The 21,844-nt window shown below is 73.1% G+C and carries 25 protein-coding genes and 1 pseudogene; 15 read left to right on the top strand and 11 right to left on the bottom strand.

Features of this window, described 5'->3' with window-relative positions; translation table 11 throughout:
* The 6 genes and pseudogenes from ABZ318_RS09680 to ABZ318_RS09655 form a co-directional block, all read left to right on the top strand.
* Nucleotides 1–365: pseudogene (locus ABZ318_RS09680) on the top strand (SAM-dependent methyltransferase); the annotation flags it as partial.
* 114 nt (nt 366–479) lie between these two features.
* The gene (locus ABZ318_RS09675; RefSeq protein WP_356901928.1) at nt 480–1,064 is read left to right on the top strand and encodes a hypothetical protein; all 585 of its coding nucleotides are present in this window, start codon (nt 480–482) and stop codon (nt 1,062–1,064) included.
* Nucleotides 1,061–2,620: a serine/threonine-protein kinase gene (locus ABZ318_RS09670; RefSeq protein WP_356901927.1), complete on the top strand. Its 1,560-nt coding sequence runs from the start codon at nt 1,061–1,063 to the stop codon at nt 2,618–2,620. Before ABZ318_RS09675 ends, ABZ318_RS09670 begins: the two co-directional genes overlap by 4 nt.
* Before the next feature lie 161 nt (nt 2,621–2,781).
* Nucleotides 2,782–3,162 (top strand): hypothetical protein, encoded by a 381-nt coding sequence (locus ABZ318_RS09665; protein WP_356901926.1) that lies wholly within the window; start codon nt 2,782–2,784, stop codon nt 3,160–3,162.
* A gap of 169 nt (nt 3,163–3,331) precedes the next feature.
* Nucleotides 3,332–5,497: an RNA polymerase recycling motor ATPase HelR gene (gene helR, locus ABZ318_RS09660; protein ID WP_356901925.1), complete on the top strand. Its 2,166-nt coding sequence runs from the start codon at nt 3,332–3,334 to the stop codon at nt 5,495–5,497.
* Nucleotides 5,498–5,540: 43 nt separating this feature from the next.
* Nucleotides 5,541–5,975, top strand: a complete 435-nt coding sequence (locus tag ABZ318_RS09655; RefSeq protein WP_356901924.1) for a VOC family protein — start codon at nt 5,541–5,543, stop codon at nt 5,973–5,975.
* A gap of 77 nt (nt 5,976–6,052) precedes the next feature.
* On the opposite strand, the gene ABZ318_RS09650 is transcribed toward ABZ318_RS09655, so the two are convergent.
* Nucleotides 6,053–6,484 (bottom strand): ML domain-containing protein, encoded by a 432-nt coding sequence (locus tag ABZ318_RS09650; RefSeq protein ID WP_356901923.1) that lies wholly within the window; start codon nt 6,482–6,484, stop codon nt 6,053–6,055.
* Nucleotides 6,485–6,806: 322 nt separating this feature from the next.
* Between ABZ318_RS09650 and ABZ318_RS09645 the strand changes: the two genes are divergently transcribed.
* A complete protein-coding gene (locus tag ABZ318_RS09645; protein ID WP_356901922.1) occupies nt 6,807–7,223 on the top strand; it encodes a hypothetical protein in 417 nt (138 codons plus the stop codon).
* A gap of 535 nt (nt 7,224–7,758) precedes the next feature.
* Here ABZ318_RS09645 and ABZ318_RS09640 read toward each other — a convergent pair.
* Nucleotides 7,759–8,298, bottom strand: coding sequence for a hypothetical protein (locus ABZ318_RS09640; RefSeq protein ID WP_356901921.1), 540 nt, complete (start codon nt 8,296–8,298; stop codon nt 7,759–7,761).
* An 83-nt stretch (nt 8,299–8,381) separates the two neighbouring features.
* Nucleotides 8,382–8,963, bottom strand: coding sequence for a TetR/AcrR family transcriptional regulator (locus ABZ318_RS09635; RefSeq protein ID WP_356901920.1), 582 nt, complete (start codon nt 8,961–8,963; stop codon nt 8,382–8,384).
* Nucleotides 8,964–9,026: 63 nt separating this feature from the next.
* On the opposite strand from ABZ318_RS09635, the gene ABZ318_RS09630 reads away from it, so the two are divergent.
* Complete coding sequence (locus tag ABZ318_RS09630; RefSeq protein WP_356901919.1) at nt 9,027–9,530, top strand: SRPBCC family protein; 504 nt, start codon at nt 9,027–9,029, stop codon at nt 9,528–9,530.
* Nucleotides 9,531–9,556: 26 nt separating this feature from the next.
* Here the strand turns inward: ABZ318_RS09630 and ABZ318_RS09625 are convergent, their stop codons facing one another.
* From ABZ318_RS09625 to ABZ318_RS09615, 3 genes are all read right to left on the bottom strand, one after another.
* Complete coding sequence (locus ABZ318_RS09625) at nt 9,557–10,408, bottom strand: MBL fold metallo-hydrolase (RefSeq protein WP_356901918.1); 852 nt, start codon at nt 10,406–10,408, stop codon at nt 9,557–9,559.
* A gap of 141 nt (nt 10,409–10,549) precedes the next feature.
* Complete coding sequence (locus ABZ318_RS09620; RefSeq protein ID WP_356901917.1) at nt 10,550–10,756, bottom strand: DUF397 domain-containing protein; 207 nt, start codon at nt 10,754–10,756, stop codon at nt 10,550–10,552.
* Nucleotides 10,738–11,583: a helix-turn-helix transcriptional regulator gene (locus tag ABZ318_RS09615; protein WP_356901916.1), complete on the bottom strand. Its 846-nt coding sequence runs from the start codon at nt 11,581–11,583 to the stop codon at nt 10,738–10,740. The genes ABZ318_RS09620 and ABZ318_RS09615 overlap by 19 nt, the downstream gene beginning before the upstream one ends.
* Nucleotides 11,584–11,728: 145 nt before the next feature.
* Here ABZ318_RS09615 and ABZ318_RS09610 point away from each other — a divergent pair, with 145 nt between their 5' ends.
* The gene (locus ABZ318_RS09610; protein ID WP_356901915.1) at nt 11,729–12,100 is read left to right on the top strand and encodes a hypothetical protein; all 372 of its coding nucleotides are present in this window, start codon (nt 11,729–11,731) and stop codon (nt 12,098–12,100) included.
* Here the strand turns inward: ABZ318_RS09610 and ABZ318_RS09605 are convergent.
* Genes ABZ318_RS09605 through ABZ318_RS09595 form a run of 3 tightly spaced genes read right to left on the bottom strand, consistent with a single transcriptional unit; the run spans nt 12,097 to nt 13,708 of the window.
* Complete coding sequence (locus tag ABZ318_RS09605; RefSeq protein WP_356901914.1) at nt 12,097–12,702, bottom strand: GNAT family N-acetyltransferase; 606 nt, start codon at nt 12,700–12,702, stop codon at nt 12,097–12,099. The two genes, ABZ318_RS09610 and ABZ318_RS09605, sit on opposite strands and share 4 nt — an antisense overlap.
* Before the next feature lie 59 nt (nt 12,703–12,761).
* Nucleotides 12,762–13,340, bottom strand: coding sequence for a hypothetical protein (locus tag ABZ318_RS09600; protein WP_356901913.1), 579 nt, complete (start codon nt 13,338–13,340; stop codon nt 12,762–12,764).
* Nucleotides 13,337–13,708: a PadR family transcriptional regulator gene (locus ABZ318_RS09595; protein WP_356901912.1), complete on the bottom strand. Its 372-nt coding sequence runs from the start codon at nt 13,706–13,708 to the stop codon at nt 13,337–13,339. Before ABZ318_RS09595 ends, ABZ318_RS09600 begins: the two co-directional genes overlap by 4 nt.
* 63 nt (nt 13,709–13,771) lie before the next feature.
* On the opposite strand from ABZ318_RS09595, the gene ABZ318_RS09590 reads away from it, so the two are divergent.
* From ABZ318_RS09590 to ABZ318_RS09580, 3 genes are read left to right on the top strand one after another with little or no spacing between them, the layout of a single operon-like run.
* Complete coding sequence (locus ABZ318_RS09590) at nt 13,772–14,500, top strand: DUF2625 domain-containing protein (protein WP_356901911.1); 729 nt, start codon at nt 13,772–13,774, stop codon at nt 14,498–14,500.
* Between the two features lie 17 nt (nt 14,501–14,517).
* Nucleotides 14,518–15,021 carry a GNAT family N-acetyltransferase gene (locus ABZ318_RS09585; RefSeq protein WP_356901910.1) on the top strand — a complete coding sequence of 168 codons (504 nt, stop codon included), beginning with the start codon at nt 14,518–14,520 and terminating at the stop codon, nt 15,019–15,021.
* The gene (locus ABZ318_RS09580; protein WP_356901909.1) at nt 15,018–15,422 is read left to right on the top strand and encodes a hypothetical protein; all 405 of its coding nucleotides are present in this window, start codon (nt 15,018–15,020) and stop codon (nt 15,420–15,422) included. The genes ABZ318_RS09585 and ABZ318_RS09580 overlap by 4 nt, the downstream gene beginning before the upstream one ends.
* Here the strand turns inward: ABZ318_RS09580 and ABZ318_RS09575 are convergent.
* The gene (locus ABZ318_RS09575) at nt 15,373–17,733 is read right to left on the bottom strand and encodes a YfhO family protein (protein WP_356901908.1); all 2,361 of its coding nucleotides are present in this window, start codon (nt 17,731–17,733) and stop codon (nt 15,373–15,375) included. The two genes, ABZ318_RS09580 and ABZ318_RS09575, sit on opposite strands and share 50 nt — an antisense overlap.
* Before the next feature lie 126 nt (nt 17,734–17,859).
* On the opposite strand from ABZ318_RS09575, the gene ABZ318_RS09570 reads away from it, so the two are divergent.
* The 3 genes from ABZ318_RS09570 to ABZ318_RS09560 all read left to right on the top strand — a co-directional run bounded on the left by ABZ318_RS09570 (nt 17,860) and on the right by ABZ318_RS09560 (nt 20,547).
* On the top strand, nt 17,860–18,843 hold the full coding sequence (locus ABZ318_RS09570) for a glycosyltransferase family 2 protein (protein ID WP_356901907.1): 984 nt from the start codon (nt 17,860–17,862) through the stop codon (nt 18,841–18,843).
* An 80-nt stretch (nt 18,844–18,923) separates the two neighbouring features.
* Nucleotides 18,924–19,568, top strand: a complete 645-nt coding sequence (locus tag ABZ318_RS09565; RefSeq protein WP_356901906.1) for a SurA N-terminal domain-containing protein — start codon at nt 18,924–18,926, stop codon at nt 19,566–19,568.
* Nucleotides 19,569–19,581: 13 nt separating this feature from the next.
* Entirely contained in the window at nt 19,582–20,547 is a 966-nt protein-coding gene (locus ABZ318_RS09560) for a nucleoside triphosphate pyrophosphohydrolase (RefSeq protein WP_356901905.1), read from the top strand.
* 34 nt (nt 20,548–20,581) lie between these two features.
* Here the strand turns inward: ABZ318_RS09560 and ABZ318_RS09555 are convergent, their stop codons facing one another.
* Nucleotides 20,582–21,796 (bottom strand): globin domain-containing protein, encoded by a 1,215-nt coding sequence (locus ABZ318_RS09555; protein WP_356901904.1) that lies wholly within the window; start codon nt 21,794–21,796, stop codon nt 20,582–20,584.
* Nucleotides 21,797–21,844 lie beyond the last annotated feature (48 nt).

Here is a 21,844-nt window from a genome sequence, read left to right as displayed (position 1 = left end):
CCCGCTCGGCCGGGGCCTCCGTGCAGCAGCTGGCGAACGACGCCACCGCCGAGGGCGCCGCGCTCGGCCGCAACCTCCAGCTGCTCCGCCCCGATCCGGCGGCCCTCGACCCGTGGTTCCTGGCCGGTTTCCTCCGGGCCACCGCCAACACCCGGCAGGCCAGCAGCTACGCCTCCACCGCGACCCGGCTCGACGTGCGCCGCCTCCAGCTGCCGCGCCTGCCCCTGGCCGAACAGCGCCGGTTCGGGGAGCGGTTCCGGGCGCTCGCCGAGTTCGAGGAGTCGCTGCGCCTGGCCGCGCGCCTCGGCGACCAGCTGGTCCAGGGCCTGTACGACGGTCTGGCGGACGGCACCGTCGCCCCCTGAGGCCCTCCCGTTTCGGATCGCTTCGACAACGGTTCCGGGTATCCCGGAACCGTTGTCCGCAGGGGTGTATACGCTCGTCTCCGCACCCCGATCCGTCCGAGCAGGAGCAGCAGGATGTACGGCCCCCCGCAGGTCCCGCAGGTTCCGCAGCCATCGAAGAGCCCCGCCTCCGGTGGCCGGATCGCGCTGCTCGTCCTCTTCTCCGCCCTCGCGCTGCTCAGCTGCGGCTTCCTGGCCTGGGCGCCCATGCTGCGGCTCGCGGTCGTCACCCGCAGGGTGCTGGACTGGGTGCTGTTCGGCGTGACGTTCCTGCTGTCGGCGGGCCTCTTCACGTACGCGGCCGCCACCGGTGACAAGGAGGCCACCACCGCGGAGGCCCTCGTCGCCGTCGGCGTCATGGTGGTCCTGGTGGCGGGCTCGATCACGTACTACCTGGTGACCGAGATCCGCCGTCTGGACAGGGCCGGCGTCGCGGCCCCCGCGCTCCGCCCGCCGGGGTACGACCCCGGTGCCGCCGTCACGGTCCCGAGCCCGATCGGGAACCCGAACCCGTACGTCAGCCCGGTCGCCGTGCCCCCGGCCGTCCAGGCGCCCCAGCCGCCGGCCGGGCACGCACCCCGCATCGACCAGGTCCGCGCCGAGCTCGACGAGCTGAGCGACCTGCTGCGGCACCAGAGGGAAGACGACGGTCGCGCGTGAACGGGCGGGTCATCGGCGGGCGTTACGAGCTCGCCACCGTCATCGGCCAGGGCGGGATGGGCCAGGTCTGGACGGCGTACGACGGGCGCCTCGACCGCCGGGTCGCGGTGAAGCTGCTCCGGCCGGCCACCATGACGGGCCCCGCCACCGCCGCGGAGGAGCTGCGGCGCCGCTTCGTGCGCGAGTGCCGGGTGACCGCGCAGGTCGACCACCCCGGTCTGGTGACCGTGCACGACGCGGGCAGCGACGGCGACGACCTCTACCTCGTCATGCAGTACGTGGACGGCGCGGACCTCGCCGACCACCTCGCCGAGCACACCCCGTACCCCTGGGAGTGGGCGGTCAGCGTCGCCGCCCAGCTGTGCGCGGTGCTCGCCGCCGTGCACGCGGTGCCGATCGTGCACCGCGACCTCAAGCCGCGGAACGTGATGGTCCGGCCGGACGGCACCGTGACCGTCCTCGACCTGGGCGTCGCCTCCGTCCTGGACACCGACACCACCCGGCTCACGCAGACCGGCTCGCCCATCGGCAGCCCGGCGTACATGGCCCCGGAGCAGGCCATGGGCGGCGCCGTCGGCCCGTCCACCGACCTGTACGCGCTGGGGGTGCTGCTCCACGAACTCCTCAGCGGGAACGTGCCGTTCGCGGGCTCCACCGCGCTCGGCGTGCTGCACCGGCACCTGTACGAGCCGCCCGCGCCGCTGCGGCAGCTGCGGCCCGAGATCCCCGAGGCGCTCGAAGCGCTGGTCCTGCGGCTGCTCGCCAAGGACCCGCAGGCCCGGCCGTCCGGCGCGCACGAGGCGTACGAGCACCTGCTGCCGCTGCTCCCGGCGCGCGGCGCCCCGACGGGGCCGATGGACCCGACCCGGCCGTTCCTGCGCCCGCACGCGCCCTGGCCGGACCGGGCGACGGTTCCGGCGGCGCCCCCGCGGCCGTCCCGGCCTCCACGCCCGCAGACCGATCCCCGTACCGACCCCCGGGCGTACGGGAGCGGGCCGCAGCCCGCGCGCCCCGACGTGGCCGCGGCCGTCGACGAGGTGAAGCGGCTGCTGGCGGAGGGATCGCTGACCCAGGCCGTGGACGTGCTCGGCGCCATCCTGCCCGCCGCGGCGGCCGAGCACGGCGAACGGTCGCCGGTCGTCCGGATCCTGCGCAAGCAGTACGCGTCGACGCTCATGGACGACGGCCAGTACCGGCGCGCGCTGCCGGAGCTGCGCCGGCTCGCGGAGGACCGCGGCGCGGAGGCGGGCCCGGCGGACCCGCAGTTCCTGCAGTTCCGCTACGACGCGGCCCTCTGCCTGGAGCAGCTGGGGGAGACGGCCGCCGCGCTCGGGGAGTTCCGCGCGGTCCTGCCGTACTACGAGCGGGACCCGGCGCGGGCCTTCGACATCCGGCAGCGGATCGGGCTGCTGCTCCTGGCGGCGGGCGAGCACGCGGCCGGTCAGGAGGAGCTCCAGCGGCTGCTGTTCGACGCGGAGCGCGCCTACGGCCCGTATCACCCGCTTCCGGTGGATCTGCGGCGGGCGCTCGACCACCAGCGCCGACTGGGTGCGTGACGCCGAGGAGTCCTGGAGGCGTGTCGGACCGTGACCCTGACGGGGCGACAGGATCACGACTCGGCAACTGATCCCGCAGTGGATCTTCATGATCCTTTTTGTCGGTTTTGGCGCATGTAACGTTCGCGTCTGATCATGTCCGCGTCCCCCAAGGAATTCACATGACGACGCCGTCCGCTCCTTTCGCCCCCGAGCAGCCCGCCGCCCCCGCCAAGAAGGGTGGCGCGCTCCTCAAGAAGGTCGGCGGCTTCATCGTCGTCCTCATCGTCGCCGTCGCGGTGAAGGTCGGCCTCCCGCACCTCACGGGCGACGCCCCGGTGCACGCCGAGGCCGGCGAGTGCGTCACCGTCACCGGCCCCGACAACGCCCCCGAGGTCGACACCGTCGACTGCTCCTCCGGCAAGGCCGACCTGTTCAAGGTCGTCAAGGTCATCGACAACACCTTCGACGTGAACAAGTGCGGCGACGAGCTCTCCGCGCTCGCGCAGGAGCTGGGCTCGGACAAGTTCGTCCTCTGCCTGGACGAGGTCGTCAAGAAGTAATCGCCCGCGTTCCGCGACAGGAACGCGAAGGGCCGGAACCCGACGGGTTCCGGCCCTTTCCGCTATCTCAACGTATAGCGCACAGGGGGCCTTGCGGCAAGGCCCCCTTCGTGGCGCAGAATCACCCCTCGAAGCAAATCAGATGCTGTGAAAACGGGGTATTGGCTACATGACGTCCCTTACTGCCGGTGTGTTCGACCTCTCCGGCACCCTCTCTCCCAAGGCCGACCCGGCGCTCATCGCCGCGGACGAGCAGCACTTCGCGGCCATCGCGCGGTGCCTCGACGAGACGATCGCCGAACTGTCGGAGCGCCTCGACGCCGAGCGGAAGGCACCCGGCGGGATCGGCCGGGAGGCGATGGACCGGGACGCGGAGATCCACCGGCTCTCCGGCCGCCTGCGGACGCTGCGCCGCTTCGGCCTGGACCTCTGCCTGGGCCGCGTGGTCGCCGCGGACGACCCCGAGCCCCTTTACATCGGGCGGCTCGGCCTCACCGACAGCACCGGCCGCCGACTGCTCGTCGACTGGCGCTCCCCCGCCGCGGAGCCGTTCTTCGCGGCCACGCACGCCACCCCCATGGGCCTGGCCAGCCGCCGCCGCTACCGCTGGTCCGGCGGCCGGATCACGGACTACTGGGACGAGGTCTTCACCACCGAGGGCCTCGAAGGACACGCCGCGCTCGACGACCAGTCCGCCTTCATCGCCAGCCTGGGCGGCAACCGCTCCTCCCGCATGAGGGACGTGCTCGCCACCATCCAGTCCGACCAGGACGCCATCATCCGCGCCGGCTCGCGCGGCGCCCTCGTCGTCGACGGCGGCCCCGGCACCGGCAAGACGGTCGTCGCCCTGCACCGCACCGCGCACCTCCTCTACTCCGACCCGCGCCTCGGCCACCGCCGGGGCGGCGTGCTCTTCGTCGGCCCGCACCAGCCCTATCTGAACTACGTCGCCGACGTCCTGCCCAGCCTCGGCGAGGAGGGCGTACGGACCTGCACCGTGCGCGACCTGGTCGCCGAGGGCGCGAAGGCGACGGCCGAGACCGACCCGGAGGCGGCCCGCCTGAAGTCCTCGCGGGACATGGTCACGGCCATCGAGAAGGCCGTCGCCTTCTACGAGGAGCCGCCCACCGAGGGCATGACCGTCTCCACCCACTGGTCGGACATCCCGCTGACCGCCGCCGACTGGGCGGAGGCCTTCGACGCGGCCGAGCCGGGGACCCCGCACAACGAGGCCCGTGAGCAGATCTGGGAACACCTGGCCTCCCTCCTGTACGACAAGTACGACGGCGAGGAGATCCCGGAGGAGCAGTTCCGCAAGTCGCTGCGCCAGGACCGGGAACTGACCGGCGCCCTCAACAGCGCCTGGCCGATGCTGGAGGCGGCCGACCTCGTCGGCGACCTGTGGACGGTCCCCGCGTACCTGCGGATGTGCGCGCCCTGGCTCACCCCCGACGAGGTCAAGCGGCTGCGGCGCGCGGACGCCCAGGCGTGGACCGTCTCGGACCTGCCGCTCCTCGACGCGGCCCGGCAGCGGCTCGGCGACCCGGCGACGGCCCGGCTGAAGGTCCGGCGCGCGGCCACGGTCGCCGCCGAACGCGAGCGCATGGCCGGCGTCATCGACAGCATCGTCGCGGCCGACGCCGACGGCGAGGGAGCGGTCACGATGCTGCGGGGCAAGGACCTCCAGAACACCCTGATCGACGAGAACGCCCTGCCGACCGCCGAACAGGAGCCGCTCGACGGCCCGTTCGCCCACATCGTGGTCGACGAGGCGCAGGAACTCACCGACGCCGAATGGCAGATGCTGCTCCTGCGCTGCCCGTCGAAGAGCTTCACGATCGTCGGCGACCGCGCCCAGGCCCGGCACGGCTTCACCGAGTCGTGGCGGGAACGCCTGGAACGGGTCGGCTTCGACCGCATCGAGACGGCGTCCCTGAGCATCAACTACCGCACGCCGGAGGAGGTCATGGCGCAGGCCGAGCCGGTCATCCGCGCCGCGCTCCCGGACGCCAACGTGCCGACGTCCATCCGCAGCAACGGCATCCCGGTCACCCATGCCCCGGTCACCGAGCTCCAGGAGATCCTCGACACCTGGCTCGCGGAGAACACCGAAGGCGTCGCCTGCGTCATCGGCGCCCCGGCGTTCGAGGAGCGCCCCCGCGTCCGCTCGCTCACCCCGTCGCTCTCGAAGGGCCTGGAGTTCGACCTGGTCGTCCTCGTCGACCCGGAGTCCTTCGGCGAGGGCATCGAGGGCGCGGTCGACCGCTACGTGGCGATGACCCGCGCGACCCGGCAGCTGGTGATCCTGACGAGCACCGCGGCCCAGGGGTCCTGAAAAGGAAGTGAGTGGCGCGGACACCCCTTGCTACGGTGGCCGGATGGCAACGATCAAGGAATTCCAGGTCACCATCGACTGCGCGCGGCCCGTGCGCCTCGCCGCCTTCTGGTGCGAGGTCCTGGGGTACGTCCTGCCGCCGGCCCCGGAGGGGTTCGCCACCTGGGAGGAGTACGACCGTTCGGTGCCGGCCGAGGAGCAGGACCGTTACTTCGCGTGCACCGACCCCACGGGGGTGCGCCCGCGCCTGCTCTTCCAGCGCGTCCCCGAGGGCAAGGCCGTCAAGAACCGGGTCCACCTCGACGTCCGCGCCGGCACGGGGCTGGTGGGCGAGGAGCGCCTGGCCGTCCTGGAGGCCGAGTGCGCGCGGCTGGTCGAGCTCGGCGCGACCCACCTGAAGACGCTGTACGCGGACGAGGAGAACGAGTCCTGCATCAACATGCAGGACGTCGAGGGCAACGAGTTCTGCCTCGACTGAGCGTCTCCCGAGACGGTACGAAGCGGCCTCCGCCCTTGTGGGGTGGGGGCCGCTTCGGCGTGCCGGGTCCCGGGTTCCTAGGACTTGGACAGGAAGTCGAAAGCGAAGTCGAGCGTGGCGAGAACGTCGTCATCGACGGTGTAGGCCTGACAGGTGACCTTGTACTTGGCCGGCGGCATGTCCCGTGAGAGCTGCATGACGTAGGTCAGCTCCACGGGACCGGGCTTGATCGGCCCGCCGGCCGGGTCGGGCGTCGCGCTCCATCCCTCGGAGGCCGAGCCGTTGCGCAGCTCCTCGAAGAGGTTGACCTGCTTCTGCAGCAGCTTGATAAGGCCCAGCTTGACGGTGACGTCGAAGTAGGCGCCGTCCTCGATGGCGGTCTGGGCGGTGCCCTTGACGGTCAGCTTCGCCTGGGCGCCCCGCTCTGGCGGGTCCGGGGTGACGGTGACGCTCTCGATCTGCAAGGCGTCCGTCGGGTCGCCCTGGTTCACGTAAGTCCAACTAGTCATGTCGCTGAGCGTAGCGCCATGATCGCCCAGCGTGCGCATTTCCGCGCCGGGTCGCCCGGCCCCACGACCCGGCCTGCGCCGACGTCCTTTTAAGTACCGGGGGCAAGTACCAACCACACCCCACCTGCTCTGAGTGGTAACAGCTGAGGACGCGCGTCGCGCGAGGGTGTCACCCACACGAGGGAACTGTGCCAACTCGGGTGGATTTCGGGGTGGTTGCCTGGCATATGCTCGCGGCGACCCGAACTGAAAATGCTCGGCCCCCGACGGGACTCGCAATCCACGACGGGGGCCTGGCCATCGAGGAAGCAAACCCTTCCCCATGGATGCTCAGCACCTTAGCGCGCCCGTCCCCGCCGCGGGCGTTATCCACGCCAACGTCACCCACACGACGCGCTACATCGTCGTCGGCAACCACCTCGCGCAGCACGAGCACCTCTCGCTCGCCGCGATCGGTCTCGCCGTCCACATCCAGTCGCTGGCCACCGGCACCCGCATCGGCGTCAAGCGCCTCGCCGAGCGCTTCCCCGAGGGCGAGATCCGCATCGCCGCCGCCCTGCGCGAGCTGGAGACCCACGGGTACCTCTCCCGCACCCGCGAGCGCCTCCCCAGCGGCCGGATCGCGACCCGTACGGTCTCGTACAACAATCCGGGCGCGGTCGAGCCCCCGGAGCCGGACCCCGACCCGGACTCGGACCTCGACCCGGAGTCGGCCCCGGACCCAGACCCGGATCCGTAGTCGGGCCCCGACCCGGATCCGGTAGGGGGCGAGACCCCCGCCATCCCCCCGACCCCGGCCACGGAGCTGCTGCTCGACCTGCGCCGCCACGACGCCCGCTTCCTGCTCTCCGTACGGGACATCCGGCACCTGGCCCCGGCCGTCGAAGCCTGGTTCGCCCGGGGCGCCGGCCCCGACGCCATCCGCCGCACCCTGCTCGCCGACCTCCCGGAGTCCCTCAGGCACCCGGCGGGCTTCCTCTCCCACCGCCTGAAGGTCCTCCTTCCGCCCCCGCTCCCCGCCGCGCCCCGAGTTCAGGGCCCGCCGCCGGTCCAGATCTGCGTCACCTGCGAGGATGTCGCCTTCCGCGCCTGGGAACCGGGCCGGTGCCCCGACTGCGAGGCGGACGCGGACGCGCACGCGGCGGCGAAGGCGGCAGTGGAGAACTGGCCGGCCGCCGACGCGGCGTAGGGCGTGTCTCCAACCGCCCGACCAGACCGCACTCCACCTCGCGGCCGTCCTCGTCCGGGCCCGCAGACGACCCACGCGAGAAGCTCTAGGGCCGGTCGCCGCTGTCGAGGGCGTGTTCTTTGAGGAACGCGCCCGCGTGGGCCGCTGCTTCTTCCGCGGTCGTGTAAAGCGTCTCACCGGCGACCGTGCCGAATGCTCCATCGGCACCCTTGCCTGTCCAGCTCCAATCACCGGAAGGCGACTGCACCAACTCGGCGGTCCCTCCGAACAGCGCGAGCGTACTTCTGCCCGCTGCCGCGGATGCTGGGCGGCTGACGGCGTCGGGCCACTTCTTGCGGGCGCCCTGCCGGGTGATGCCCCAGACGGCTCCCAACTGCTCATAGCTTGCGCCGTAGGACCCGGCGGTCGCTGCCGCCCGCTCCGTCAGCCGCTTGACCTGGACATCCACCACCTTCCAAGCGGCCAGGACGGACAGCGCCACTTCGACGGGATTCGCTTCCCACATACGGTCCACGGACAGCCCGGTCTCTCGGGAGCGGATAGCCGAGGCCAGGGGGTTCAGGGCGTCGTACAGGGCCTTGTCGAGCTCTGCCTGCTCTTCTGGGGTGATCTCAGAGGCCATCATGCGACAACTATAGTTTCCGATGCCGTCAACGTAAACTAAAGTTTCCGCACTGCCTCGGTTGTGCCTCCACCGCAGGGGTCTGGTCAGGTCAGGAGTGCCGCCGTGCACTGTTCGGTGAGGTCCTCGGCGTGCGGTGGCAGGGGGGTGCCGCTCCGCAGGTGACGGCGGACCACGGTCAGCGGCAGGTCGACCAGTGCCAGGGCGGCACGGTCCCGGTCCTGCTCGTCCCGGGCGCCCAGGGATTCGGCGAGACGGGCCAGGGCGGCGAACACGCGGCGGTTGCCGACGTCGGCGCGCTCGGTGTGCTCCTCCGTCCAGTCGGCGCGGCCGAAGTCGGCGGCGCCGTAGAGGAGGAGGGCCGCCTCGTCCGGGTTCTCGCGACACCAGGCCACCACGTGCCGGGAAGCCGCGCGGGCCGCCCGGTGCGCGTCGGGCTCGCCGGCCAGGACGGCGAGGTAGCCGGCCTGGAAGCGCTCCACGGTACGCAGCCACACCTCCGCGAGCAGTGCCGTGCGCCCGGCGAAGCGGTGGTACACGGAGCCGCTGGGCGCCCCGACGGCCTGGGCCACGGCCGACATGGTCACGGCGGCGGGCCCGCCCCCGGCCGTGAGGCGGACGGCGGCGTCGAGGAACTGGTCCGCGTCGAAGCGGGGTGGTCTCGCCATGAATCAGAGAGTACTCTCCAATTAATTGGAGACAGGTCTCCAATACTGTTCGAGGGAGGACGCATGGGCGTCTACAACGTGCACGAGCGCCTGCTGCCCGTGAAGGACAGCGAGGCGGGCGGGCTCATCGACACCCTGGCGAGTGGGGAGGGCGACCGGCTCTGGCCCGGCGCGGCCTGGGCGCCGATGGAGTTCGACCGCCCCCTGGGACCCGGCGCGGTCGGCGGCCACGGCCCGGTGCGCTACACGATCGCCGGGTACGCCCCCGGGCGCTGGATCCGCTTCGAGTTCACCGGGCCCCGCGGCTTCCACGGCTTCCACGAACTGGCCGTCCTCCCCGCCGGCCAAGGCCGCACGCGGCTGCACCACACCCTCGCCATGGCGCCCAGGGGCCTGGCCCGCCTGACCTGGCCCCTGGCCTGGCGCCCGCTCCACGACGCCTGCCTGGAGGACGGCCTCGACCGCGCCGAACTCGCCTGCACCGGCACCGTCCGGCGCCCGGCCCGCTGGTCACCGTACGTCCGTCTGCTCCGCGCCCTGGCCCGCGCCACCGGTCGAAACGGTTGATCCACCGTTCGCCGGTGCGCCGCCGCTCACGTCCCCGACGGCCGCGGCTGCTCCGGCGGAACCGAGCTCTCGGCGGCCGCCATCCACTGGTCCAGGTCGGACTGGGTGAACTCCGTCCACGGGGGGATCTCGGGGAGCCGGCGGAGGAGGTCGTAGGCCTCGGGGATCTGGGGGCCGCGCAGGACCGGGCAGTGGCAGCCGGCGATGACCTCGGCGTTCAGGTGCTGGAAGTCGGTGACGACCGCCCCGAACTTCTGGTCGTCCAGCAGGGCGACCCAGGGGGAGACCAGCCTGCCGCCGAAGAACTGACCGTCGCGGAACTCGTCCGGCGACAGCGCAGCCGTCTCGGGCATGGGGGTCGGCACGTTCGTGGCGAAGGTGTCGACGGACCACAGGACATTGCTCTTCGGGTCGAAGAGGGCACGGGTCGTGGGGTTGTCGTACAGGGGTGGCCGCTTGGCGACCAGGGTGCGGTCGCCCGCGTCGATCGTGTCGCCGTCGGTCATGAAGCGGCACCGGTTGATGGGGGTCTCCCACTCCTCGGCCATGCGGCCGATGGAGAACCACGTCGTCAGCAGGGTCGCGTTCGGGCATTCCGCGAGGACCGCCAGAAGGTTTCCGGCGTGGTCGCGGTCGTCGTGGGTGAGGAAGATCCACCGTACGTCCAGGGGATCCACGACGGACCAGGCCGCCTCCAGCCACTGGGCGCGCACCGCGGGCGCCCCGGTGTCCACAAGGACCGGTTCGGCTCCCCGGATCACCATCGAATTCATCGGGAAGTGGCCGACCGGTGGGGCTTCGAGGGCCCACGGGATGACGAACGTCTCCTCGGCGATCTTGTACGGCTGCAGAAGGTCGAAACTTTCCATGGTCGTCATCGCTGCTCTCCCTAAGACGGAGTCGCCGCAGCGTCCATGAATCCAGTGCAGCCCCGTGCGGGGCTGTCGTCAAACGCAGAACCAGTGACAGCCGGTGGGGGCTGGTGCGTCGCCCCCCTGGCCTGCGGTGGGTCGGGTGGTTCAGGCGCCGATCTGCCCGTCCTTGACCCCGGTGACGAAGGAGGACCAGGCGGCGGCCTCGAAGGCGAGGACGGGGCCGGCGGGGTTCTTGGAGTCGCGGACGGGGACGTGGGGGAGGTGATCGGCGACTTCGAGGCACTCGCCGCCGTCCTCGTTGCTGTAGGAGCTCTTGCGCCAGGTGACGGTGGTCAGGTCGATGGCTCGCACGATGCTTCCTCCAACGTCCGCATGATGAACTTCCGTGAATCTGCCGGAGAAAGGGCCAGATCACGGACGAGATCGTATCGAAGCTGGAGCCGGTCGACAGCGGCCGTGTCCTCGACCAACTCACCGGAATAGGAGGTCTCCACCCAGGCCACCGTGCGGCCGTCCGTCGGCTTCAGGAACATCACGGCCGTGTTCGCGAGGCCGTACACCCCGGCGGAGTGGGGCACCACTTGGATGGTGACGTTGCGGCGATCGCCAACCGTCAGGAAGTGCTCCAACTGCTCCTGCCACTGCGCCCGGACCGGCAGCGGCGTGCGGAGCACGGTCTCCGAGAGGATCGTGCGGAACGTGGGGGCGTTGTCCCCCTCCAGGAGGGCTTGTCGCCCCACGCGCGCCTCGACCTGCCGGGTCAGTTCGGCGCCCTCCCAGCCGCCGGCCCACTCCATCAGAGTGCGTACGTACGCCTCGGTCTGGAGCAGGCCCGGCGGCAAGTAGGGGGCGTAGTGCCACAGGCTGATCGCCTCCGCCTCCAGCGTCATGTATCTCCGGTACCGCTCCTTGAACTGCGTCGGGTCCGCCACCGCCAGCTCCCACAGCGCAAGCAGCATCCGCCCCGTCCCGTAGTACTGGTCCAGCGCCTGGACCACCTCCGGGCCGCCGAGCGTCTCGCCCTTCTCCATCTTCGAGAACAGCGACCAGTCCCAGCCCGCCACCTCGCCCAGCTTCCGCAGGCTCAGGCTCCGTTCGGTCCGCAGGGACTTGAGCTCCTCCGCGAACCGCTTCCTCGGCTCCTGGCTGCGGCCCGTCACCACCCGTCTCGCCGGCATCGCGCGCACTCCCTTGTGGAAGATGTGGAACTACCCGCGCGACCTGGGGAAGTACAGCCCGACACCGCTCCGGGTTCCCGGTTCCCCGGTCCATTCTCGTAGTGCCGGGATCACAGAGGGTAGTCCACCAGAGGGAGCGGTATCCATGGAACTCGGAGCTTGGGTCTACGACCAAGTGGCGGGTGTGGTCGGTGAGTTCAAGGGTGCCGCCGGGCCCTACGTGATGCTCCGTCCGGTCGGCGGCGGGCGGGAGTGGCAGGCGGATCCCGCCGATCTCCGCCCGGCCACCCCCGCCGAGCGGCTGAGCGCGGGCGTGCGGGCGGCCAACGAGCGGGCCAGGGCCGGGGCGGCGGAGCCCGTGCCCGACCTGAGCCGCCCGCCGGAGCCCGTACCGCACTGTGTCGCGTGTGCGCTGCTCGTACGGGACCGGCGGGCGGCCCGGGAGCGGTTCGACCACAGTGCGGTGACGGACGCGGACGTGCTGCTCCGGCGCCACCTGTGGCAGGACCATCCTTAGGCGCGGGGCTCGCGCTTCATCGACCAGAGGACCGGGCCGCCGCCCGGCAGGGAGAACTCGTCGCGGACGACGAAGCCGAAGTGCTCGTACACCGGCAGGTTGTCCGGCTTGGAGGACTCCAGGTAGACCGGCAGGCCCGCCGCGTCGGCCTTGGCGAGGCCCGAGCGGAGGAGGGCCGAGCCGTGGCCCCGGCCCCGGGCGGCGGGGTCGGCGCCGATGACGGCGAGGTACCAGTGGGGCTCGGTCGGGCCGTGCTCGGCGGCGGCCGTGACGGCCTCCTGGAAGGCCGGGGCGCGGTCGCCGAGGATCTCCACGAGCTCCTGGATGGTCTCCGCGTCGGGGACGGCCTTGTCCGCGCCCTCGGGCGACACCCAGAAGGCGGCGGCCGACCCGGTCCGCTCACAGACGCCGTGGAGGCCGTACTGCCGGGTGAAGAGGGTCGTGAAGTAGCGGCCGAGGCCCGTCTCGCGCGTGGTGGCGTCGGGGAAGAACCAGCGCATCATCGGGTCGTCGCCGAAGGCGGAGGCCAGGGTGCGGCCGACCATGGCGGCGTCGTCGAGCGTGGCCGTTTTCGGTGTGTTCGACAGGGTCATGCGGGTCATTCTGCACCCGTGATGATCTTGGTCGGGCAGGGGGTGGCCCCTGCCCCTTCCGGGCCTGATCAGACGGTCTGCGCCGGGGCCCGGAGCAGACGGACCGCCGCCGTCGCGGGCAGGGCGATGCTCACGGCGAGGAGGACGAGCAGCTCCACCACGCCGAGGCGGGCGGCCAGGAGGAGCATGCCGAGAAAGACCGTGACCGGCGCCGCGAGGGTCAGGGCGGTCGCGAGCACCTTCGTCCGACGCTGCCACGCGGCGGACGTCCACAGCAGTCCGAGGCCCAGGACGAGGGCGGCCAGGCCGGCGAAGGGGGAGCTGAGCGCGGCGATGCCGCTCACGCCGAGCAGGACGGCGGTGAGGACGCTCCGCGACCGGGGCTGGGGCGCGGGTGAAGGCGCGGCGGGCGGGGCCGCGGCCTCCGGCTCCTCCTCGCGGGCGGCCGCGACGATGGCGGAGGGGCTGCCGAGCCGTTCGAGCGCCGTGCGGACGGCCTCCGGGTCCTGCTCCTCCCCGACGGCGACCGCGAGGTGTTCGCGCAGGTCGGCGAGGAGTTCCTCGCGGCGCCCGGCGGGCAGGAAGGACGCCTCCCGCTCGATCGTGGCCAGGTAGTCGGTCACGAGGGGGTGTGCGGTGCCGGTCATGCGGAGCCTCCGTGGGGTGCGGTCAGGAAGTGGTCGACGCCGTCGCGGAAGCGCGGCCAGCTCTCGGCGAACTCGGCGAGCGCGGTCCTGCCGGGTGTGGTGAGCGTGTAGTAGCGGCGGGCGGGGCCGGTGGCCGACTCGCGCAGTTCGGTGTCGACGAGCCCGTCGCGGCGGAGCCGGGACAGCAGGGGGTAGATGGTGCCCTGGCTGGTGGTCATGACGCTGACGGCGGCCAGCTCGTCGAGGATCTCGACGCCGTAGCGCGGGCCGTCGCGCAGCAGGGCCAGGACGCAGTACTCCAGTACGCCCTTGCGCAGCTGACTGGCGACCTTTCCGGCCGCCTCGGATCTTGCTTCGCCAGGAACCATGTAATGCAAGATACCCCTGCCGGTGCCGTCGATCAACGGAGGAAGGCGTGCGAGGATTTCTCCGTGCGTGGACTGAGCGAACTGACCGAGGTCGAGGACCCGGCATGGCCGCTGCTCGAAGAGGAGCTGCGGACGGCGAAGGTGCCCGTCGAGGTGCTGGACGCCGACCCCGCGCAAGGGGCGGCCACGCTCCTCCAGACGCAGGTCACCGTCCGCTCGTACCTGGGCGCCTTCCTCTTCCGCACCGGCGGCGCCCTCGTCGACGACGGCTGGCTGCGGGTGTACGGCAGCCCGGCCGTCCACAACGACCGGCGCCTGCCCGGCCTCGCCCGGGTCAACGGCTACCCCGCCGAGCCCGACCCCGCCTGGCGGCCCGCCGCCGGACTCCTCGTCGCGCACGACGTGCTCGGCGGGGCCTTCGCGATCCAGGGCGGCACGGAGGAGGAGACCGGACTGCCGGGCAGCCCCGGCGAGATGGTCTACTTCGCGCCCGACTCGCTGCGCTGGGACGCGATCGGCGCCGGGTACGGAGCCTGGCTGTCGTGGGTGCTCGCCGGAGGGATCGAGGAGTTCTACGAGGGCCTGCGCTGGCCCGGCTGGCGCGAGGAGGTGCCCGGTCTGACCGGCGGCGAGGGGCTCAGCCTCTACCCGCCCCTGTGGTCCGCCGAGGCGCACCGGGACCTGGCCGGGACCAGCCGCGCGGTCGTCCCCCTGGGGCAGCTGCTCGGGCTCGGACGCGACACGGCCCTGCAGCTCGACGGCACCGACCCCGGCTTCCTCGGGGACCTGTGAGCCCCGGGACCGCGACCGTGCGCACCCGGCGCCTCGACCTCGTGCCGCTCGCCGTCGCGCACGCCGACGAGATGGCCGGGGTCCTCGCCGACCCCGCCCTCCACGCCTTCATCGGCGGCGCCCCGCTCACCGCGCCCGAACTGCGCGCCCGGTACGAGCGGCTGGTCGCCGGATCGCCCGACCCGGCGGTCGTCTGGTGCAACTGGGTGGTGCGGCTCCGCGCGGAGGACCGGCTCGCCGGGACCGTGCAGGCGACGGTCACCGACGGCGGGCGGACCGCCGAGGTCGCCTGGGTCGTCGGGACGGACTGGCAGGGGCGGGGGATCGCCCGCGAGGCCGCCGGGGGGCTCGTCGGACTGCTCGTGGGGCGGGGCGTCCGGACCGTCGTCGCCCACGTCCACCCCGACCACGCGGCCTCCGCCGCCGTCGCCCGCGCGGCCGGCCTCGCGCCGACGGAGGAGACGCAGGACGGCGAGGTCCGCTGGGAGCTGCGGATCCCCTCCGGGGCCGAGGGGCCGTGAGCGCGGAGACGTTCCTCTTCCGGTTCGTGGACGGCGAGTTCGCAGGACTGGACGTCGAGCGGTTCCGCCGGACGGTCGGGCCGTACGTGGTGGCGGGGGACCTGGACCTCGGTGAGGTCCTCCTGCGCGCGGAGGACGGAGGCACGGCGGAGATCGACGTGCGCGGCGGAGGAGCCGACGACCCGACGTACCTGACGGCGACGCACGTCTCGCGCGGTGCCGCGCTCGACGTGCTCGCCCGGCTCGCCGACGCGCTGGGGGCCGTCGTCCTGCCCGTGGGCTGCCCCGCCCTCCTCTTCCACGAGGACCGGCGCCGTCACCTGCCGCCGGCGCTCCGGGAGACGGCGCTCGTCATCCCGCCGACGGGTGCGGCCGTCGACGAGGCGATCGCCCGCTCCTGACGCGCGTCAGGACCACGCCCGCGAGCCCCAGTGCCGCCAGGGCCCCCGCCGCCAGGCCCGCCCGCAGGCCCGGGGGCCGGAACGTGCAGGAGAGCTCGCCGCCCCCGGCCGGGACGGCCAGGAGGCCGCCGTACGAGGCCGGGTCGGCGCCCTCGCAGTGCCAGCCCGCGATGTGCGGGGTCGCCACGACCGCCGTGCCCGTGGCGCCGGGCGGGAGGACGGCCCGTATGCCGTCGGACGTGACGCGGACCGAGGTCGCCGCGCGGGCGCGCAGGGCCGTCACCGCCGAGCGGAGGCGGTCGTGGTCCAGGCAGCCCAGCTCGCCCGGCCCCGGCAGGACCGGCTTCAGGCCGGGGACGCGCTGGACGCCCAGCGAGGTCAGGGCCGCGCGGCGCTTCGGGCCGCCGCCGAGGAGGCGGGTCTCCCGGTCGCCCAGGCGGGCCGTGCCCGTCGCGTCCGGGGCCCAGAGGAAGACCTCCGTGCCCACCCGGCACGCGCCCGCGTGCGGGGGCTCGTACACCCGGGCGCCGAGCAGGAGTTCCTGGTTGCGGAAGGGCGACGGGCCGTAGACCGGGGGCGGGCCCGGGGGCCGCACCGTCACCAGCGGCAGGTGCGCGTCCGTACGCACGACCTCGCCGTTCCGCCACCGCGCGCCCACGCCGAACAGCGCGTCCGTCACCGGATTGTCCAGGCTCAGCAGGTTCCGGCCGCGCGAGGTCCAGCCGCCGCCCAGCGCGGCCAGGGTCTGCGTCAGGACCGCCGGGGTGTGGCTGCTGTAGTACGCGGCGCCCTGGCCGCCGAGCAGCAGCGGGTCGTTGCCCGCGACCCGGGGAAGGCCGGAGTCCGTGCGGTACGCGGGCCAGCCGTCGGCCGCCGCGAGCGCCGCCGCCCGCCGCTCGTGCTCCGCGCCCCACGGCGGGTAGTCGTCGAGCCGGGCGAGCCGCTCCCGGTCCGCGTACGCCGTGGTCGCCGCCGCCTGGCCGAGGAGCGTGCCCGTGACGAGGAGCGCGGCGAGCACCCCGTACCGCCCCCGCCCCGGCAGCAGCAGCGCGCCCGCCACCGCCGCCAGGCCGGCGCCCGCGAGGAGCAGCGACCAGGGGGTGAGGAGCGGGCTCGGCAGCGCCCCGGCGGTCAGGGCCAGGACGACCGCCGCCCCGCCGAGCAGCGACCTGCGGTCCGGGAGGCCGTGGGCGAGGCCCGTCCAGGCGGCGAGCACGAGGATGCCGGACAGGACGAAGGTCTGGCGGTACGGGCTGCCGTTCGGGGTGGCGAAGACGTGCCACAGCAGGTGCGTCGGGCCCCACTGCATCGACAGCGCGACCGCCGCGCACAGGCCGCCCCACAGCCACCGCTCCCGGCCCGGCGCGTCCCGGCGGAAGAGCAGCGCCCCCGCGAGCAGCGGCACCGCCGTGCAGACGAAGGCCGCCGGCGTCGAGAAACTGTAGGTTGCCGGGAGCAACCGGGCAAAGAAGTCCGTGCCGGCCGCCGGGGCGAAGTCCCGGACGACGCCCGGGTGGGCGTGCCGGGAGCCGAGGAAGACGGGGACGAGGACGGGGGCGGCGAGGCCGACGCCGAGGGCCGTCGTCACCCCCGCGCGGAGCAGCGTCCGCCACCGGAAGGAGTCCGTGACCGCCAGCCGGACCAGGAGCACGAGGGCGGCGCCGAGGGTCGCCATGTACGCCGTGTAGAAGTTCGCGAGCCAGCAGACCGCCACCACCAGGGGCCCCAGGAGCGGCCGGCGGCCCTCCCGGGCCCATTCGCCCACCAGGCAGAGCAGCGGGAAGGCGATCAGGCCGTCCAGCCACATCGGGTTGTACGTGCCCTCCGCGAGCGACCACCCGCACAGCGCGTACGAGGCGCCGAGCACCGCCGCCCACCACCGGGCGCCGCCGGGGCCGGTCCGCCGCAGCAGGAACGTCATCGCCGCCGCCGCGACCGCCGTCTTCAGGACGGTGATCCCGTACACCGCGTACTCGATGTCGCCGCGCGGGAAGAGCGCGACCAGCGGGGCGAAGGGGCTCGACAGATAGGTGCCGTAGTCGGGCAGGAAGCTCGTGCCCCAGCCGGCCCCCCAGTCCAGCAGCAGCCCGCCGTCCGCCCGGCCGCGCACCAGGTCCCACAGGTGCGCGTGGAACGGCACGAACTGGTTGGCGAGGTCGTTGACGGCCCGGCGGCGCGGCCCGAAGGGGAACACCCGGGCGACGGCGTCCCCGCCGCAGACGGCGAGGACGGTCAGGACGCCGGCGAGCGCCGGAGCGAGCGGACCGGCAAGGTGGACGGAGGGCGGCTGGGGGTGCTTGGCGTTCGGCATGACCGTTCGAATATGCCAGCGCCTCCACGGGAAGAAGCGGGCCCGCAGGGCCAGTTCACGCGATGGTCGCCTGAAGGTCATCCACCCGGACCGGCCGGGACACCCGGCTCCGTTGTCGTGGTCCGCGTGCTGCTCTCGATCGTCGTCCCGTGCTTCAACGAGGAGGACGTCCTCGCCCGCTTCCACGACCACGTGACCGCCGAACTGGACCGCACCGACGGACAGTTCGAGATCGTCTACGTGGACGACGGCAGCCGGGACGGGACCCTCCCCCTGCTCCAGGAGCTCGCGGGGCGTGACCCGGACCGGGTCCGCTACCTCTCCTTCAGCCGCAACTTCGGCAAGGAGGCCGCGATGCTCGCCGGACTCCGGCACGCCGCCGGAGACGCCGTCGTGATCATGGACGCCGACCTCCAGCACCCGCCGGAGCTCGTGCACCGCATGGTCGCCCTGCACGCCGAGGGGTACGACCAGGTCGTCGCCCGCCGCACCCGCGAGGGCGACCGGGTCACCCGTACCCTCACCGCCCGCCTCTACTACCGGGCGATCAACCGGCTCGTCGACGTCGAGCTCGTCGACGGCGTCGGGGACTTCCGGCTCCTGTCGCGGCGCACCGTCGACGCCGTCCTCGAACTCGGCGAGTACAACCGCTTCTCCAAGGGCCTCTTCTCCTGGGTCGGCTTCCGTACCACGACCTTCTCCTACGAGAACGCCGTCCGCGAGCAGGGCCGCTCCAAGTGGACCTTCGGCAAGCTCCTCAACTACGGCCTCGACGGCCTCCTCTCCTTCAACAACAAGCCCCTGCGGGCCGCCGTCCACCTCGGGCTGCTCCTCACCGTCGTCGCCCTCGGCTACGCGGCCTGGATCGTCGGCGACGCCCTCGTCAACGGCGTCGACACCCCCGGCTACGTCACCCTCCTCGTCGCCGTCACCGCCCTCGCCGGCGTGCAGATGGTGATGGCCGGGCTGATCGGCGAGTACGTCGGACGCATCTACTACGAGGTGAAGCGGCGGCCGCACTACCTGCTGAAGGAGACGAGCGGCGCTTCGCGGGCGGCCGACACCCGGGTGACGGGTGAGTCGTTGTGGGAAACAGTCGCTCCGAAGTAGTGGCTCCGGCCCCGGCGACTCCCTACCATCGATCACCGCAAGGTCGTTCAACTGACGCACGACCAGCCCGGGAGGCTCCTTTGCACCGCCGCACTGCGCTCACCGTCTCCGCCGCCCTCCTCGCCGCGGCCCCGCTGCTCACCGCCTGCGGCAGTGACGCCCATCCAGGAGCGGCGGCCGTCGTCGGCGGCCAGCGGATCGAGGTCGCCAGCCTGCAGGCGCAGGTCGAGGACGTACGGGACGCGCAGGCGGCCTCGCCGCAGTCCGCGCAGCTCGTCGCGGCCACCGGCGACCTCAGCCGCCGCAAACTCAACGTCATGATCTTCGACCGGGTCGTCGACGAGGTCGCCCGCGACAACGGCGTCACCGCCACCCGCGCCGAACTCCAGCAGACCCGGGACTCCTTCGTCCGCCAGGGCGGCGGCGAGGAGCAGCTCAAGGCCGTCCTCCTCCAGGAGCAGGGCGTGGCGCCCGACCAGATCGACGCGTTCGTCCGCCGCAACGTCCTCATGAACAAGATCGCCCAGAAGCTGGGCGTCACCGAGAGCCCCGAGGGCCAGAAGAAGCTGACGGACGTCTTCTCCGCCGCCTCCAAGGAGCTCGGCATCGACGTGAACCCGCGCTACGGCCGCTGGGACGACGCCCAGGTCCGCCTCTCCGACACCACGGCCCCCTGGCTCCGCCAGATCAGCCAGGACCCCGCTGCCGCCGCGTCCGGAGCGTAGGTAGGTTTGAGGGGTGACTTCTGAGAGCCCCGGCCGCATCGTCCTGCTCACCGCCAGCCACCGCGTGGCGCCCGGACTGCTGTCCTGGCCCGCCTGGCAGGCGCTGCACGGGGCCGACCGGGTGCTCTGCCCCGACGAGGACCACCCCCAGCTGCCGTACCTGCGGGAGGCCGGCGTCGCCGTCGAGCACGTCCGCCCCACCGCCGAGGAGCTCGTCGAGGCCTGCGCCGGAGGCCGCACGGTCCTGCTGCTGCCCTCCGGCGAGGGGGACAGGGCACTGACCGACGGCCTCGCCCGGCTCGCCGGCTCCGGCCGCGTCTCCATGCCCGACCTGGAGCTGCTGCCCGGCTCGTACGACCTGCCCGGCGCCCGCCTCCTCGACCTCGTGCAGATCATGGACCGCATCCGCCGCGAGTGCCCCTGGACCTCGCGCCAGACCCACCGGGGGCTCGCCAAGTACGCCATCGAGGAGGCGTACGAGCTCGTCGAGGCGATCGAGGAGGGCGACCGGCGGGAGCTGCGCGAGGAGCTCGGGGACGTGCTGCTCCAGGTCGTCTTCCACGCCCGGATCGCGGAGGAGGACGCGGAGGAGCCGTTCTCCGTGGACGACGTCGCCGGGACGCTCGTCGAGAAGCTGATCCACCGGCACCCGCACGTCTTCGGGGACGCCACCGCCGAGACCCCCGAGGACGTCCACGCGCACTGGCTGCGCACCAAGGCCGTCGAGAAGCAGCGGGAGTCCGTCACCGACGGGGTGCCGCTCGGACAGCCGGGGCTCGCGCTCGCCGCGAAGCTCGCGGGCCGGGTCCGCACGGCGGGCCTCGACGTCGGGCTCCCGGCGGGCGAGGGCGTCGGCTACGAACTGCTCGCCCTCGCCGCCCGCGCCGAGGCCGCCGGCGTGGACCCGGAGGCGGCCCTGCGGGCGGCGGCCCGCACGTACCGCGACACGATCCGCGCGGCGGAGGGCCTGAAGGACTAGGCCCCGTCGCGGGGGAGGGCCCGGAAGACAGGCCCTAGGCCCCGTCGCGGGGCGCTCGGGCCTCCGGGTCGTGCCAGAGGGGGGCCGGGGGGCCCAGGAGGCGTTCGGCCGCCGTGTTCGGGCGGGTGGTGAAGCGGCCCACGGACGGCAGGGTGTCGTGGTGGATCCGCGCCGGGTCCGTGCCCAGCTCCTCCAGGACCTCGGCGACCTCCGCCACGAAGGCCGGCGGCCCGGCGAGGTACACGTCGTGCGCGGACCAGTGGACGCACGCCCGCAGCGCCTGGAGCAGCCGCTCGGTGGCCCGGTCCTTGCGCTGCCGGGGCGCGGCCGCGATGTAGGTGACGTTCAGGCCGGGGAGGCGCTCCTTCAGGAGCTCGGCGTCCTCGCGCGCGTACAGGTACTCCTTGGAGCGGGCCACCACGAACAGCCGGCCCTCCAGCTCCGGCTCGGCGTCGACGGCCTCCGCGAGGAGCGCCCGCACCGGGGCCCAGCCCGTACCCCCGCATATATAGGTGCGCAGTCCGCCCCGCGGCGTCCGCGCGACGAGTCCGCCGCCGGGGGCGCTGAGCCGCAGCACCTCGCCCGGGACCGTCTCCTCGACCAGCGCCGTGCTCATCGCGCCGCCCGCGACCCGGCTCACGTGCAGCTCCACCGTGCCGTCGGGGCGGGGCGCGTCGGCCAGGGAGTAGGTGCGCCAGACGCGCGGGACCCGCGGCGAGCTGACGCTGACGTACTGGCCGGGCAGGTGGGGGAGGGGCAGGCGGGGGCGGAGGGTGAGGACGGCCAGGTCGTCGCCGTACCGCTCGTGGCGGACGACGTCCGCGTCCCACCAGGCGGGCTCCCCGGCCCCGGCCGCCGCGTCGGCGCCCGCCAGCATCAGATCGGCGACGTGCCCGTACGCCTCGCTCCAGGCCTTCTCCGCCTCGATCGTCCAGGCGGCGCCGGCCGCGTGCGCGAACGCGGCGAGCAGGCTCTGCCCGACGGCCGCGTACAGCGCGGGGGAGGCGAGGAACTTGCGGTGGTCGCGGCCCAGCCGCCCGAGGTAGGCCGCGAGCCCGGGGTCCTCCAGACGGGTCACCACGTGCGTGAGCGCGGCGAAGAGCCGGTCCCGCTGGGGGAGCATGTCCTCGGGGAAGAGCTCGCGCACCCCGGGGTTGTGCCAGAAGAGGTGCGAGTAGAAGAACGTGACGGCGTGCTCGGCGCGTCTCTCGACGACCGCGAACGTGCTTCTGAGCAGCTGGGGATCCACTGACAGGAATCTAGGGCACGACCTGTACCGCTTGGTCACAGGATCTCC

This window comes from Streptomyces sp. NPDC006197 (genome assembly GCF_040613865.1).
Taxonomy (GTDB): Bacteria; Actinomycetota; Actinomycetes; order Streptomycetales; family Streptomycetaceae; genus Streptomyces.
Note: the sequence above shows the minus strand (reverse complement) of the source record. Positions and strands in the feature narration are given on the sequence as shown.